Source organism: Nocardia thailandica NBRC 100428 (assembly GCF_000308795.1).
Taxonomy (GTDB): Bacteria; Actinomycetota; Actinomycetes; order Mycobacteriales; family Mycobacteriaceae; genus Nocardia; species Nocardia thailandica.
Map to the genome: position 1 here is coordinate 31309 of NZ_BAGK01000016.1, position 14353 is coordinate 45661.

Below are 14353 nucleotides of genomic sequence, written 5' to 3' on the forward strand. Positions count from 1 at the left end.
CCATGAGCGAAGTCACCCAGTGGGAATACGCGACCGTGCCGCTTCTGACCCACGCCACCAAGCAGATCCTCGACCAGTGGGGCGCCGACGGCTGGGAACTGGTCACCGTGCTCCCCGGACCGACCGGTGAGCAGCACGTTGCCTACCTGAAGCGGCAGAAGTAAGCCATGGCGACCGAATGGAAGGACGCGCTCGACCGGCTCGGCCTGACCCTGCCGCCGGTCGCCGCGCCGGTCGCGGCCTACATCCCGGCCGTGCGGACCGGTTCGCTGGTCTACACCTCCGGTCAGCTGCCGTTCGTCGACGGTGAGCTGTCCGCGACCGGCAAGGTCGGCGCCGAGGTGAGCCTCGAGGAGGCGAAGGAGGCGGCGAAGCTGTGCGCGCTCAACGCGCTGGCCGCCGTGCACGACCTGGTCGGGCTCGACCAGGTGGTGCGGATCGTGAAGGTGGTCGGGTTCGTCAACTCGGCACCGGGGTTCACCGATCAGCCGCTGGTGATCAACGGCGCGTCGGAGTTCCTGGGCGAGGTGTTCGGCGAGGCGGGCGTGCACGCGCGGTCGGCCGTCGGCGTCTCCGAGCTGCCCAAGAACACCCCCGTCGAGGTGGAACTGATCGCCGAGGTCGGATAGGGGGCCGAGATGGCTCTGGAACACCCTGCCTACGGGCAGGTTCGCCCGGTCACGCCGACCGCGTCGGTGCTGCTGGCCGACAACCCGAATCAGATGACCCTCGACGGCACCAACACCTGGTTGCTGCGCGGCGCGGGCAGCGACGAGTTCGTGGTGGTCGACCCGGGCCCGAAGGACAGGCAGCACACGGCGGCCATCGTCGCGGCGACCGGTGGCCGCATCGCGCTGACGCTGATCACCCACCGGCACCACGACCACACCGGTGGTATCGATCACCTGGTGAAGTCCACCGGCACGCCGGTGCGATCGGTGGACCCGGAGTTCCTGCGCGGGGAGGTGGCAGCGCTGCGTGACGGCGAGGTGGTCGAGGCCGCGGGCCTGGGGATCACCGTCGTCGGGACGCCGGGCCACACCGGCGACTCGGTGAGCCTGGTGCTCGACGACGCCGTGCTCACCGGCGACACGGTCCTCGGCCGGGGCACCACGGTGCTCGACTCCACCGACGGCACCCTCGCCGACTATCTCGCCTCGCTCGAGCGGCTGCTCGAGGTCGGGGCGGGCAAGGCACTGCTGCCCGCGCACGGTCCCGAGCACGCCGACCTGGAACCGGTGGTGCGCTACTACCTCCGGCACCGGCACGAGCGGCTCGATCAGGTGCGCGCCGCGCTGGCCGAACTCGGCGAGAACGCGGGCGCGCTCGCGGTGGTCCGCAAGGTCTACGCCGACGTGGACAAGCGGCTGTGGCCCGCCGCGCGCAGCTCGGTGCAGGCGCAACTGGAGTATCTGCGCGCCGAGCGCGGGGCCTGAACCCGCGGTTCCGGGGCGTGGCACGGCGACGCCCCGGAACCGGCCGGGAATCCGCGAGCACGGACGAGGCCCTCATTTCCTCGATGCTCGGCAGATCCCCGGCCGGGGCCGGGGCGTTTCGCTGTGCGCGTGATCAGCGGGCGCGACGTGCCAGACGCTCGGAGTCCGAGATCAGCACGCTCTTGCCCTCCAGGCGCAGCCAGCCGCGGTGCGCGAAGTCGGCGAGCGCCTTGTTGACCGTCTCGCGGGAGGCGCCGACCAGCTGGGCGATCTCCTCCTGGGTCAGGTCGTGGGTGACGCGCAGGGCGCCCGCCTCCTGAGTGCCGAAGCGCTGGGCCAGCTGCAGCAGCGCCTTGGCCACGCGACCGGGCACGTCGGTGAAGATCAGGTCGGCGAGGTTGTTGTTGGTGCGGCGCAGGCGACGCGCGAGCACCCGCAGCAGCTGCTCGGCGATCTCCGGGCGCTGATCGATCCACGCCTTGAGAGCGTCGCGATCCATGGTGACGGCGCGAACCTCGGTGACCGTGGTCGCGGTCGAGGTACGCGGGCCCGGGTCGAAGATGGAGAGCTCGCCGAACATGTCGGACGGGCCCATGATGGTCAGCAGGTTTTCGCGGCCGTCCGGCGAACGGCGGCCGATCTTCACCTTGCCCGAGGTGATGATGTAGAGCCGGTCACCCGGTTCGCCCTCGTTGAAGATGACATGGCCGCGCGGGAAGTCGACGGGCTGCAGCTGCTTGGCGAGCGCTGCCACCGCGGTGGGCTCGACGCCCTGGAAGATGCCTGCTCTGGCGAGGGCCTCGTCCACGAATGTGCTCCTTATGGGATATGGCTTGCGAACCTGGCCGAGCGAATCGACCAACAGCGCAGTCTACGCGGCAAGTCGTCGGCACAGTGACAGACACCACGTAAAGAGTGCATTGCGCTCAGCTTGCGCGTGCCACATCCAGATCGTTCTCGCGGGCCCGACGCGTACGCGTCTGGGCGGCCGCGGCGGGCAGTCCGAGCTTGGTCAACTCGTTGACCTCGGCGTTGCTGGCGTTGTCCAGGTACTTCTGAACCTCTTCGTCGGGTTCGAGAAGTTTGCGGAGCCGGTTCTCGACCCGCTCCATGCCCAGCGCGAACAGCATCAGCAGCACTGGGAAGAGCACCACAGCGAGTCCTTGCATGACAGGCAGTAAACACGGTCGAGGTCTCAGATGGAACACAGCGGGCGAACTGAGCGGCGAACGTTGCCGGACCGTTCCGTATGGTGGACGGGTGTCCGTAACCCCGATTCCCGCCTCCGCGACGGACGCCGGAGAGCCCGCCGACACGGGGGCGAAAGCGGCGCCACGCAGGCGTAAAGCCCGCGCCCGAGCGGCGGAAACGCACCTCGGCCTCGTCCGCCGGGCCCGCCGGATGAACCGCGCCCTTGCCGAGGCCTTTCCCGACGCGCACTGTGAGCTGGATTTCACCACGCCGCTGGAGCTGGCCGTCGCGACGATCCTGTCCGCGCAGTGCACGGACGTGCGGGTGAACATGACCACGCCCGCCCTGTTCGCGAAGTATCCCGACGCCCGCGCGTATGCCGAGGCCAACCGGGCGGAGCTGGAGGAATACATCCGGCCGACCGGTTTCTACCGCAACAAGACCTCGTCGCTGATCGGCCTCGGTCAGGCGCTCACCGAAAAATTCGACGGTGAATTGCCTCACACCATGGACGAATTGGTGAAATTACCCGGGATCGGGCGCAAGACTGCCAACGTCATTCTCGGCAACGCGTTCGGTGTCCCCGGCATCACGGTCGACACCCATTTCGGCAGGCTCGTGCGCCGGTGGGGCTGGACCGAGGAGGAAGACCCGGTCAAGGTGGAGCACGCGGTCGGCGAGCTGATCGAACGCAAGGAGTGGACGATGCTCTCGCATCGGGTGATCTTTCACGGTCGCCGGGTGTGTCACGCCCGTAAGCCGGCGTGCGGGGCGTGCGTGCTCGCCGCCGACTGCCCGTCCTTCGGCGCGGGCCCGACCGATCCGGCCGCGGCCGCCGATCTGGTCAAGGGGCCCGAGCGCGCGCATCTGCTCGAACTGGTCGGTCTGTGAGCGACCCCGCCCCGGGGGACGGCGTCTGGTGGACCCGTCCCGCGGTCCGCTGGGGCCTCGTCGCGCTCATCGCGATCCTGGCCGTCGCGGTGGCCCTGTGGCCGCGCGACGGTGACGACGCCGACGTCCCCGGGCCCACCGCCGCGCACCCGCCCGCCGCGATCTCCGACGCCCAGCGCGCCGCCGCCGGCCTCGCGCCCTGTCCGCGCCCCGCGCCCGGGGCGACCGGTTCGGGTCCGCTCGCCGGGCTGAGCCTCGGCTGCCTGGCCGACGGCGCGCCGGTCGACCTGGCCGCGGCGCTGGCGGGCAAGCCCGCCCTGGTCAACCTGTGGGCCTACTGGTGCGGACCCTGCGCGACCGAACTCCCGCATCTGCAGGAGTTCGCCGGGCGCGCGGGCCCGGACCTGACCGTGCTCACCGTCCACACCGATCCCGACGAGGCGAAGGGCCTGGCCCGGCTCGCCGGGCTCGGCGTCACCCTGCCGGGCGTGTCGGACCCGCAGGCGAAGGTGCGCACCGCGGTGGGCGCGCCCGCCGTGCTGCCGGTGACGGTGCTCGTGCGCGCCGACGGGTCGATCGCCTCGGTGGAGGTGCGCGCGTTCAGCGGGATCGACGACATCGCCGACACGGTGTCGCGCGAACTGGGTGTGCGGGTCGCGGTGTGAACGCGACCCACGGGTGCGGAACGAAGGAGACGGCGTGAGTGCCGATCTGGCAGTGGACTTCTCGCAGGTGCCGGCTTGGCTGCACGGGGCGTTGGACGTATCGAGCCCGTACGCGGGCGACACCCTGGCCAGTTCCCGCGCCCTGCGCCGGGCCATGACGATGACCGGCAAGCCGCGGCAGGCCGCGGTCCTCGTGCTCTTCGGCGGCGCGTTCGAGGGCGACCCGGCCGCGCCGGGCGGGCTCCCCGCCGACGCCGACGTCCTGCTGACCCAGCGCGCCTCGACGATGCGCCAGCACCGTGGCCAGGTCGCGTTCCCCGGCGGCGGGGTCGAGGAGGGCGACGACGTGCCGGTCGGCACCGCGCTGCGCGAGGCCGTCGAGGAGACCGGGCTCGACCCGGCCGGTGTGCAGCCGCTGGCCCTGCTGCCGACGCTGTTCGTGCCGCCGTCGAAGTTCGACGTGACCCCGGTGATCGCCTACTGGCGGGAGCCGAGCGCGGTCCGGGTCGTCGACGAGGGCGAGACCGAGCGGGTCGTGCGGGTCCGGCTATCCGAATTGCTGGATCCGGCACACAGATTCATGGTCCGTGGCAGTCTCGGCTACCAGAGCCCCGCGTTCCAGGTCGACGGCATGCTGGTGTGGGGCCTGACCGGCGGTATCCTCGCCGGCATCTGCAAATCCGCTGGGTGGGAACGAGAATGGGATCGGGACGACGTGCGTGATCTGGAGAGTTCGCTGGCTGCTGTGGGAATGACGCTGTGACCGCCTCGGTCTGGCTCGATGTCGCGGTCGTGCTGATCGCCCTGGTCGCCGCCTCCACCGGCTGGCGGCAGGGGGCCGTGGCCTCGGCCCTCGCCTTCCTCGGGGTGGCCCTCGGCGCGGTGGCGGGCATCCTCATCGCGCCGCACATCCTCAAACACCTCAGCGAGGGCCGCAGCCGCGTGCTGGGCGGCATCCTGCTGATCGTGCTGCTGGTGATCGTCGGCGAGGTCGCGGGCATGGTCCTCGGCCGGGCCGCGCGCAGCGGCATCCGGAACCCGTTCGCCCGCAGCGTCGACAGTCTCACCGGCGCGGTCCTGCAGGCGGTCACCGTGCTGGTCGCCGCCTGGTTGCTCGCCCTTCCGCTGGCCACCGCGTCGCAGCCGAGCATCGCCGCGGCTATCAACGGGTCCAAGGTGCTCGCCGACGTCAACGAGGTGGCGCCCGCCTGGCTGCGACGGGTCCCCAACGACTTCTCCAAGCTGCTCAACACCTCCGGGCTGCCGGACGTCATCGGGCCGTTCGGCCGGGCGCCGATCGCCGCCGTCGAACCGCCGGACCCGAGCGTGCTCGCCAGCCCGGTCGCGGCCTCGCTGCAGCCGAGCGTGCTGCGCATCCGTGGCCAGGCGCAGAGCTGCCAGCGGGCGCTGGAGGGCTCGGGCTTCGTGGTCGCCCCGGAGCGCGTGATGACCAACGCCCACGTCGTGGCGGGCACCAACCAGGTGTCTGTCGACACCGCGCGCGGCGCGCTGGACGCCACCGTCGTGCTGTTCGATCCGTCCAAGGACGTGGCCGTGCTCTCGGTCCCCGGCCTGACCGCCCCCGTCGTGCAGCAGGCGCCCGCCGCGGCCCGGCCGGGCGACAGCGCCATCGTGCTCGGCTACCCCGGCGGCGGGCCGTACACCGCCAGCGCCGCCCGCGTCCGCGAGACCCTGGACCTGACCGGGCCGACCATCCACCGCGACGGCACGGTCGAGCGTGAGGTGTACACGGTCCGCGGCCAGGTCCGGGCGGGCAACTCCGGCGGCCCGCTGGTCGATACCGACGGCCGCGTGCTCGGCGTGGTGTTCGGCGCCGCCGTCACCGACGACGACACCGGCTACGTGCTGACCCTCAACGAGGTGCGCCGCGAGCTCGACAGCGCGGAGGCCAGCTCGGTGCGGGTGGACACCGGCGCCTGCGTGCTGAGCTGACGAGAGCAGGCGGACGCGGCCTCAGGGCCGCGACTCGAGCGCGCAGGCGCTCAGGAAACCGCCGATGAGCTGGTTGACGTGGTCGGGGTTCTCCTGGTGGGCGTAGTGGCCCGCCCGGGGGACCCCGACCAGCTTCCGCCGGGGGGCGAGGGAGCGGCCCCGCTGGAAGGTCGCGGGCAACAGGTACGGGTCGTCCTCGCCGCGCAGGCCGAGCACCGGGATGTCGACGGGCTCGCGCATGGTCGCCATGAACCGCCTGCCGTCGGGCCGCCACTGGCTGCGGAAGGCCCAGCGCTGGTACTCCAGCGCGCAGTGCGCGGCGCCCGGGATCCGGATCGCGGTCGACATGCGGTCGGCGGCGTCGGCGAATTCCGGGCCGGCCGACCAGGCTTCGCCGCTGCGCGCCCGCAGCATCCGTGCCACCTCGGCGCCGTTGTCGCGGGTGAGCACGTGCTCGGGCCGGCGCGGCAGCTGGTAGGCGAGGAACGAGGGCAGCCAGGCCGCGCGCTGGGCGCGGTCCCGCAGCACCGCCTGCTTGAGCGCGGCCGGGTGCGGGGAGCTGATCACCACGATGGAGCGCACCAGCCGCGGGTGCAGCACGGCGGTGGTCCAGCAGACCAGCCCGCCCTCCGCGTGCCCGACCAGGGTGGCCTCGGTGTGCCCGAGCGCCCGGATCAGCCCGGCGACGTCGCCGGCCAGGGTCCACCCGTCGTAGCCGCGCGGCGGCTTGTCGGTGTCGCCGTAGCCGCGCAGGTCGACCGCGACCACCCGATGCCCGTGCGTGGCGGGCCCGGTGAGCTGGTGCCGCCAGGACCACCAGAAGTCGGCGAACCCGTGCAGCAGTAGCACCAGCGGCGCGTCGGGGCGGTCGGGTCCGTCGGCCTCGACGACGTGGAACCGGATCCCGTTGGCGTGCACGTCGCGGTGCGTCCAGGGCCCGTCATAACGGACGCTGGACGGATCCGGGAGCGAATTGGACGACACGCCGCAGAATCGTAGTCGACCCGGTGGCGTCGAGCGCGGCGCCGGACCGGGGCCCGATCGTCCCGGTCCGGCGCCGGCTCAGCGGTCGGCGCGCTTCTCCAGCGCGGGCTGCTCGGTGCCCTGCTGCAGGTGCAGCGCCTGCGGCAGCACCTCCTTGGCCTTGTTCAGCGACTCGATCGTCTTCTCCGGTGCCTTGAGTTTGCGCACCTTCAGGTAGCCGAGGAACCCGAACAACGCGGTCACCAGCACCATCAGCAGGAACACGATGAGGAACGCGGCCCAGCGGTACAGCCACACGTCGAGCAGCTCGGCGAGGAAGAAGAAGAAAAAGAAGGAGCTGAACAGCAGCACCGTCAGCGCGAGCACGAAGAACACGCTGCCCGTCAGGCCCTTGCGGACCTCGGCGGTCACCTCGGCCTTGGCCAGCGCCACCTCGGCGCGCACCAGGGTCGACATCTGCTCGGTCGCATCGCGAACCAACGTGCCGATGCTCGCCGATCCGGGCGGGTTGGCATCGGTCAGTGGGATGGATGTGACCGTGCGGCCGCCGATTCCGTCTTGGGGTGTGCTCACTTGGTCGACCCTTCTCCCTGTTCAGGCACTGCCTCGGCCTCGCTGTCTGGTTGTAGCTCACGGGCGTCCCGCCGTGCCTGATGGACACGCCCACGGCGCAACAGTAGCGCCGATCCGATCAGCGATGCGGCCATGGAGGTCACCAGGACTGCCGCCTTGGCCAATTCGACGGATCCGTCCGTGGCGTCGGCGAGTGCGAGTTCTGCCACGAGCAGGCTAACGGTGAACCCGATCGCGCCGAGCACCGACAGCGCGAACATGTCCCGGTTCTCGAGCCCGGCCGGCCGGGTCGCCCAGCCCATTCGGATGACTACCCAGCTCACGCCGAAAATACCCACCGTCTTACCGATCAGCAGTCCCGCGATGATCGCCAGCGACAACCGCTCGGTGAACAGGTCGCCGAACACCGCCGCGTCGAGCGGGACGCCGGAGGCGAAGAAGGCGAACAGCGGCACGCACAGCCCGGCCGAGATCGGTTGCACCACATGTTCGAGATGGGTCGCGGGCGCCTGGTCCTCGTCCGGGTCGAGCCGCACCCGGGTCAGCAGGCCGAGGGCCACGCCTGCCAGGGTCGGATGGATGCCCGCCTCGTGCAGCGCGTACCAGCACACCAGGCCGATCGGGATGTAGAGGAACGCGGTGTGGACGCGCAGCCGCTGGGCCAGTGCCCAGACACCGCAACAGGCCAGCGCGGCCAGCAGCCACAGCATCGACACCGAGGCGGTGAACAGGACGGCGATGAGCACGATCGCCAGCAGGTCGTCGACCACCGCCAGGCTGAGCAGGAAGACCCGCGCGCCTGCCGGGATCCGGGAGCCGGTCATCGCCAGCACGGCGAGGGCGAAGGCGATGTCGGTGGCGACCGGGATGGCCCAGCCCTTCTCCATGCCGGGCGTGCCCCAGCCGATCGCCGCGGCGATGAGCGCCGGGGTGACCACGCCGCCGACCGCGGCGATGATCGGCAGGGCGGCCCGTTTCGGGTCGGCGAGTTCGCCGACCACCAGCTCGCGTTTGAGCTCGAGGCCCGCGACGAAGAAGAAGATGGCCAGCAGACCGTCCTTGGTCCAGTCGGCCAGGGTGAGGTCGAGGTGCAGCGCCGGGATGGCGAGCTCGGTGTCGATGATGGTCTGGTAGGTCGCGCTCCAGGGCGAGTTGGCCCACAGCAGCGCCAGGGCGGCCGCGACGAGAAGCAGGGTGCCGCCGACGGTTTCGGTACGCAGATAGCGGGTCAGCTCGGACCGTGCTCGGGTGATCATGGGCTGGCCTTTCGGCAGGTGGACGACGGAGCGGACCTGCGCGGAGGTCGTGTCACGACCCCACTTCGCTGCCCACACGCCGACCAGACTTCCCGGCACACCTTGACGTGATCCTAACGGAAGGGGCCGGTGACGATGCTCGTCACCGGCCCCTCGCGGGTGTCGTCCCGGGTCAGCGCGACGCGCGGATCGCCTCGAAGACGCCGGGGTCGACCAGCGTCGAGGTGTCGCCGAGTTCGCGGCCCTCGGCGACGTCGCGCAGCAGCCTGCGCATGATCTTGCCGCTGCGGGTCTTGGGCAGCTCCGGCACGAGATGGATCTCGCGCGGCTTGGCGATCGGGCTGATCTCCTTGGCCACCTCGGCCTTGAGCTCGTTGACCAGGTCCGGCCCCGGCTCGCCCGCTCCGGCGGTGAGGATGACGAAGGCGACGATGCCCTGCCCGGTCGTCTCGTCGGAGGCGCCGACGACGGCGGCCTCGGCGACCGAGTGGTGCCCGACGAGCGCGGACTCGACCTCGGCGGTGGAGATGCGGTGGCCCGAGACGTTCATGACGTCGTCGACGCGGCCGAGCACCCACAGGTCGCCGTCGGCGTCGAGCTTGGCGCCGTCGCCCGCGAAGTACCAGCCCTGCTCGGCGTAGCGCTCCCAGTAGGTCGCGCGGTAGCGGTCCATGTCGCCCCAGATGCCGCGCAGCATCGACGGCCACGGCTTGTCCAGCACGAGGTAGCCGTTGGCCTCGGTCTCCCCGAGTTCCACCGGCTTGCCCTCCTCGTCGACCACCGTCGCCGAGATGCCGGGTAGGGCCGCCATGGCGGCGCCGGGCTTGGCGGCGGTGACGCCGGGCAGGGGCGAGATCATGATGGCGCCGGTTTCGGTCTGCCACCAGGTGTCGACGATGGGCGCGGAGTTCGCGCCGATGACGTCGCGGTACCAGCGCCAGGCTTCGGGGTTGATCGGCTCGCCGACGCTGCCGAGGACCCGGATGCTGGTCAGGTCGTGGGCGTCGGGGATCTCGCGGCCCCATTTCATGAAGGTGCGGATGAGGGTGGGGGCGGTGTAGTAGATGGTGACGCCGTATTTCTCGATGATCTCGAAGTGGCGGTGTTCGGTGGGGGAGTTGGGGGTGCCTTCGTAGACGATCTGGGTGGTGCGGTTGGCGAGGGGGCCGTAGACGATGTAGCTGTGGCCGGTGACCCAGCCGATGTCGGCGGTGCACCAGTAGATGTCGGTGCCGGGTTTGTGGTCGAAGACGTTGTGGTGGGTGTAGGCGGTCTGGGTGAGGTAGCCGCCGCTGGTGTGGAGGATGCCTTTGGGTTTCCCGGTGGTGCCGGAGGTGTAGAGGATGAAGAGGGGGTGTTCGGCGGGGAAGGGTCGGGCTTCGTGTTCGGGGGAGGCCTTGGCGACGGTCTCGTGCCACCACAGGTCGCGCTCGTCGGTCCAGGGCACCTCGATCCCGACCCGGCGCACGACCAGCACGTGCTCGACCGAGGAGGGCACGTCGCCGTTGGCGTAGAGCGCCTCGTCGACGGCCTCCTTGAGCGGGGCGGGCTTGCCGCGCCGCCACTGGCCGTCGGTGGTGACGATCAGGCGGGCCTCGGCGTCGTCGACGCGCTGGCGCAGCGCGCTGGGGGAGAAGCCCGCGAAGACCACCGAGTGCGTCAGGCCGAGCCGGGCCGAGGCCAGGATGGTCACGATGGCCTCGGGGATCATCGGCATGTAGACCGCGATCCGGTCGCCCGCCACCAGGCCGAGTTCGGTGAAATAGTTCGCCGCGCGCGAGACCTCGTCGAGCAGTTCGCGGTAGGTGATGGCCCTGGAGTCGCCGGGTTCACCCTCCCAGTACAGCGCGACCTGGTCGCCGTGCCCGTCGAGGACGTGCCGGTCCAGGCAGTTGTAGGCGACGTTGAGCTCGCCGTCGGCGAACCACTTGGCGACGGGCGCGTCGCTCCAGTCGAGGACCTGGGTGAACGGGGTGTGCCAGTGCAGCCGCCGGGCCTGCTCGGCCCAGAATCCCTCGCGGTCGGCGTCGGCTCTGGCGTAGAGCGAGGCGTCGGCATTCGCGGCGGCCGCGAACGCGGGGGCCGGGGGATACGAGTCCTGGTGTCCTGCAGCGGGTTCGGTCATGTCGTGGCTACCTCACATGCCTGAAGGGTGGTCGGTCGGAGGCGTAGGCCGCCTGTCACGACAGTAGCCAACTGTGATCCGGGTCGCGCAGGTCTTCGTCCCGGCCTGTGGACAACTCCGCCCGCCGGGCACGCCGCCGGTATCCTGGAGGCATCGAAACACCTGGCACGCTGCGGATTCTCCGAGGGGTGGGAGGCGGGTATGACCTTCGATCGGCTCGCGGCCGAACAACAGGCCGAGCTCGACGCTCGGCGCAGGCGGGCGCTGACCCCCGCCGCCAAACGGCTGGCCGAGGAACTCTGGCCGGACCGCAGCTGGCCCGGTGTCCGTGGCCTGCCGGTCCTCGTGGTGCGCCCGGCGCCCGGCGCCGACGCGGACTGACCCGCGCACCGGCGGCCCGCCCGACCGGCAGTAGCCTCGTATGTCGTGAGTGATCCGCTGCAGCCCCTGGTCGACCTGCCCGGCGTGCGTGAGGCCGCCGACGCCGCGCGTGACGCGCTCGCCGCGGTACACCGGCACAAGGCCAACCGCCGCGGCTGGCCGACGACGGCCGCCGAGGCCGCCGTCCGCGCCGCGCGATCCTCGGCCGCCATCGAGGGCGCGAGCACCGAACTGCCCGCCGACGGCAGGGTCAGCGACCCGGTGCTGGCGGGTTCGCTGCGAGTTGGCCAGGCCCTCGACGCGGAGGCGCTGACCAACCTCGTCGGTACGTGGCAGCGGGCACCCCTCCAGGCGCTGGCCCGCCTGCATCTGCTCGCCGCCGCCGACCTGGTGGCCGACGAACAGGAGCTCGGCAGGCCGCGCTCCGGCCCCGGCGTCGCCGAACGCCTCGACCTGCTGGTGCAGACCGTCCAGACCTCCAAGGCGCCCGCGCCGGTGATCGCGGCGGTCGTGCACGGCGAACTGCTCGCCCTGCGGCCTTTCGGCACGGCCGACGGCGTGGTGGCCCGCGGCGCCTCGCGGCTGGTTGCGGTGGCCAGCGGCCTCGATCCGCACAGCCTGGGTGTGCCCGAGGTGTTCTGGCTGCGCAGGCGGCAGGCCTACGCCGACGCGGCGGCGGGCTTCGCCCAGGGCACCGCCGAGGGGGTCGGCGGTTGGGTCATCTTCTGCAGCGGCGCGCTGGAAGACGGTGCGCGCGAGGCCACTTCGATCGCCGAGGCCGCCTCGCAGTAGCGATCGCGCGGACACATCGAAGCGGGCGGCGTTGCCGATTCCTCGGCCTCACCGCCCGCTAGCACGGACAACCCGGTTACCAAGCGTGCTCAGTGGGTTGTGTTCGGTGGCCTCGGCGGTCGTCCGGACCCCGTCGGTTCATCCTCGCAACCTGTGCGAGGCCATCGCCGACGACTATCCGGATTACGCAGGCCCACAACTCTTCTGCCCTTGCGCGGCGTGCTCCGCGTGGGTGCCTGGCGTCCGTGCTGGGAAGGGTGGGATGGGAAACGGATCCTTCTCTTCCGGCTTCCGTCTTGGCCTCCCGTCCTTCCGTGCCTCCATTTTTACACTGTGACTGCCTTCACATCAAGCGTTTCGGGACTATTACCGGATACCACCATTTTCGGCGTGTCACCCGGCGTTTCGTGCCTCGTCAGCGCCGCCGGCGCAGCAGTCGATAGCTGATCGCGCCCGCGACGAGCGCGCTGATCCCCACCGCCGCGGTGGCCGCCACGGTGGTCGTCGAGGGCGCCTGGAACCGCGACCACAGCGACACCGGGTTGGAGAAGATCAGGATGGGCCAGCCGCGCGCGGACGCCTCCTTGCGCAGGCCGCGGTCGGGGTTGACCGCGGTGGGGTGGCCGACCGCGTCGAGCATCGGCAGGTCGGTCACCGAGTCGGAGTACGCGTAGCAGCGGGACAGGTCGTAACCCTGTGCCGCGGCCAGCTTCTCGATCGCGGCGACCTTGCCCTCGGCGTAGCAGTAGAAGTCGATCTCGCCGGTGTACTTGCCGTCCTCGACCACCATCCGGGTGGCCTCCATATGGTCGGCCCCCAGCGCCTCGGCGATCGGCCCGACCATCTCCTCGCCGGAGGCGGACACGATGACCACGTCGTGCCCGCGGATCTTGTGATCGGCGATGAGATCGGCCGCCTCGGCGTAGATCAGCGGGTCGACCAGCTCGTGCAGTGTCTCGGCCACAATGGATTTCACCTGCTCGACGTCCCAGCCGGCCACCATGTTGGCCAGGTTGGCGCGCATCCGCTCCATCTGGTCGTGGTCGGCGCCGGAGAGCAGGAACAGGAAGTGGGCGTAGCTGCTCTCCAGCACCGCCCGGCGATTGAGCAGGCCCTGGGCGTAGAACGGCTTGCTGAAGACGAACGCGCTCGACTTGGCGATCACCGTCTTGTCGAGATCGAAGAACGCGGCGATGCGTCCGCCGGCCGGAGCGCCGGGTCGGGGAGCGGCGCCGGGAAGAGTCTGGTCGTTGTCGGCCGTCACGACTTCAGGATATGCACCCGGGTGCGCGGTCGCAGGGGAGGCCACGGGCACGGTTTGCCGAATCGACGCTCGATTCCCTGCTCATCCCTGTGATACGGCCCGCGTGGCACTTGCGCCCGCGGCGGGGAGTGGGTGTAGTATTGCTGGCACCTGGACATAGTCCAGGCGCGTTCAGCCCGACCCCCCGGGGCTGAACCCGACGGCCCCAGCCTCCTCCCCCCCGGCTGGGGCCGTCCTCTATTTCCGGCCGGGTGTTCGCCGGTTGTCCACAGGCGCGTAGTTGTCCACAACCGCCGCGCGCGGGGGCCCGGCGACGACGTCGCGGCGCCACGCTGAGTGCATGAACCTTCTCGCCGCATCCCCGGCCACGGCAGCGCCGCCCGCGCTGATGATCGTCCGTGACGAACGTCTGCGCGCCGAGGTCCGCCGGGTCGCCGCGGCCGCGGAACGCGAGCTCGACGAGCGCGCGCTCCCGGTCGGCAGGCACGGCTGGTCGAGCGCCGGTCTCGTCGTGCTCGACACCGAGGCCGCGGCGGCCGCCGCGGCGGCGGGCTATCCACGCAGGCCGGGTGTCGTGCTGGTCGGCGCGGGCGAACCGGGCCTTGCCCAATGGCAGGCCGCCACCGGCGTCGGCGCCGAACGCGTCATCGCCCTGCCGGGCGCCGCGGTCGACCTGGTCGCCACCTTCGCCGAGCACGCCGAGACCGGCAGCGGCGCCGGAGTGGTGGTCACCGTCGCCGGCGCGGGCGGCGGCGCGGGGGCCTCCACCCTCGCCGCCGCCATCGCGCTGCGGGCCGCGGCCCGGCGGTGCCGCGCCGACATCGTGCTGGTCGACGGCGCGC

General features: G+C 71.3%; 16 protein-coding genes and 1 pseudogene. 10 read left to right on the plus strand and 7 right to left on the minus strand.

Features of this window, described 5'->3' with window-relative positions; translation table 11 throughout:
* Positions 1-2: 2 nt before the first annotated feature.
* The 3 genes from sp36 to ON36_RS01580 are packed head-to-tail and all read left to right on the plus strand — an operon-like array spanning position 3 to position 1436.
* Positions 3-164 carry a Sp36 family protein gene (sp36, locus tag ON36_RS34090; protein ID WP_085999550.1) on the plus strand — a complete coding sequence of 54 codons (162 nt, stop codon included), beginning with the start codon at positions 3-5 and terminating at the stop codon, positions 162-164.
* 3 nt (positions 165-167) lie between these two features.
* Positions 168-629, plus strand: a complete 462-nt coding sequence (locus ON36_RS01575; protein ID WP_043646907.1) for a RidA family protein — start codon at positions 168-170, stop codon at positions 627-629.
* Between the two features lie 9 nt (positions 630-638).
* A complete protein-coding gene (locus ON36_RS01580) occupies positions 639-1436 on the plus strand; it encodes an MBL fold metallo-hydrolase (RefSeq protein ID WP_043646911.1) in 798 nt (265 codons plus the stop codon).
* A gap of 133 nt (positions 1437-1569) precedes the next feature.
* On the opposite strand, the gene ON36_RS01585 is transcribed toward ON36_RS01580, so the two are convergent.
* Both ON36_RS01585 and ON36_RS01590 read right to left on the minus strand, forming a co-directional pair.
* Positions 1570-2244 carry a Crp/Fnr family transcriptional regulator gene (locus ON36_RS01585; protein ID WP_019044571.1) on the minus strand — a complete coding sequence of 225 codons (675 nt, stop codon included), beginning with the start codon at positions 2242-2244 and terminating at the stop codon, positions 1570-1572.
* A gap of 118 nt (positions 2245-2362) precedes the next feature.
* Positions 2363-2590 (minus strand): hypothetical protein, encoded by a 228-nt coding sequence (locus ON36_RS01590; protein ID WP_083884836.1) that lies wholly within the window; start codon positions 2588-2590, stop codon positions 2363-2365.
* Between the two features lie 121 nt (positions 2591-2711).
* Here ON36_RS01590 and nth point away from each other — a divergent pair, with 121 nt between their 5' ends.
* Genes nth through ON36_RS01610 form a run of 4 tightly spaced genes read left to right on the plus strand, consistent with a single transcriptional unit; the run spans position 2712 to position 6136 of the window.
* Positions 2712-3518 (plus strand): endonuclease III, encoded by an 807-nt coding sequence (gene nth, locus ON36_RS01595; protein WP_083884837.1) that lies wholly within the window; start codon positions 2712-2714, stop codon positions 3516-3518.
* Entirely contained in the window at positions 3515-4183 is a 669-nt protein-coding gene (locus tag ON36_RS01600; protein ID WP_052313535.1) for a TlpA family protein disulfide reductase, read from the plus strand. Before nth ends, ON36_RS01600 begins: the two co-directional genes overlap by 4 nt.
* Positions 4184-4217: 34 nt before the next feature.
* Positions 4218-4946 carry an NUDIX hydrolase gene (locus ON36_RS01605; protein WP_052313536.1) on the plus strand — a complete coding sequence of 243 codons (729 nt, stop codon included), beginning with the start codon at positions 4218-4220 and terminating at the stop codon, positions 4944-4946.
* The gene (locus ON36_RS01610; protein WP_043646920.1) at positions 4943-6136 is read left to right on the plus strand and encodes a MarP family serine protease; all 1194 of its coding nucleotides are present in this window, start codon (positions 4943-4945) and stop codon (positions 6134-6136) included. Before ON36_RS01605 ends, ON36_RS01610 begins: the two co-directional genes overlap by 4 nt.
* A gap of 21 nt (positions 6137-6157) precedes the next feature.
* Here the strand turns inward: ON36_RS01610 and ON36_RS01615 are convergent, their stop codons facing one another.
* From ON36_RS01615 to acs, 4 genes are all read right to left on the minus strand, one after another.
* On the minus strand, positions 6158-7120 hold the full coding sequence (locus tag ON36_RS01615; protein ID WP_043646923.1) for an alpha/beta fold hydrolase: 963 nt from the start codon (positions 7118-7120) through the stop codon (positions 6158-6160).
* A gap of 78 nt (positions 7121-7198) precedes the next feature.
* Positions 7199-7693 (minus strand): phage holin family protein, encoded by a 495-nt coding sequence (locus ON36_RS01620; protein WP_043646925.1) that lies wholly within the window; start codon positions 7691-7693, stop codon positions 7199-7201.
* Entirely contained in the window at positions 7690-8949 is a 1260-nt protein-coding gene (gene nhaA, locus ON36_RS01625) for a Na+/H+ antiporter NhaA (protein WP_043646927.1), read from the minus strand. The genes ON36_RS01620 and nhaA overlap by 4 nt, the downstream gene beginning before the upstream one ends.
* Before the next feature lie 172 nt (positions 8950-9121).
* Complete coding sequence (acs, locus tag ON36_RS01630; RefSeq protein ID WP_043646929.1) at positions 9122-11074, minus strand: acetate--CoA ligase; 1953 nt, start codon at positions 11072-11074, stop codon at positions 9122-9124.
* A gap of 201 nt (positions 11075-11275) precedes the next feature.
* On the opposite strand from acs, the gene ON36_RS01635 reads away from it, so the two are divergent.
* Entirely contained in the window at positions 11276-11455 is a 180-nt protein-coding gene (locus ON36_RS01635; protein WP_043646930.1) for a hypothetical protein, read from the plus strand.
* Between the two features lie 45 nt (positions 11456-11500).
* On the plus strand, positions 11501-12247 hold the full coding sequence (locus ON36_RS01640; RefSeq protein WP_043646931.1) for a hypothetical protein: 747 nt from the start codon (positions 11501-11503) through the stop codon (positions 12245-12247).
* 415 nt (positions 12248-12662) lie between these two features.
* On the opposite strand, the gene ON36_RS01645 is transcribed toward ON36_RS01640, so the two are convergent.
* Positions 12663-13442 carry an HAD-IB family hydrolase gene (locus ON36_RS01645; protein WP_052313537.1) on the minus strand — a complete coding sequence of 260 codons (780 nt, stop codon included), beginning with the start codon at positions 13440-13442 and terminating at the stop codon, positions 12663-12665.
* Between the two features lie 409 nt (positions 13443-13851).
* On the opposite strand from ON36_RS01645, the pseudogene ON36_RS01650 reads away from it, so the two are divergent.
* Positions 13852-14353, plus strand: a pseudogene (locus tag ON36_RS01650) (septum site-determining protein Ssd); the annotation flags it as partial.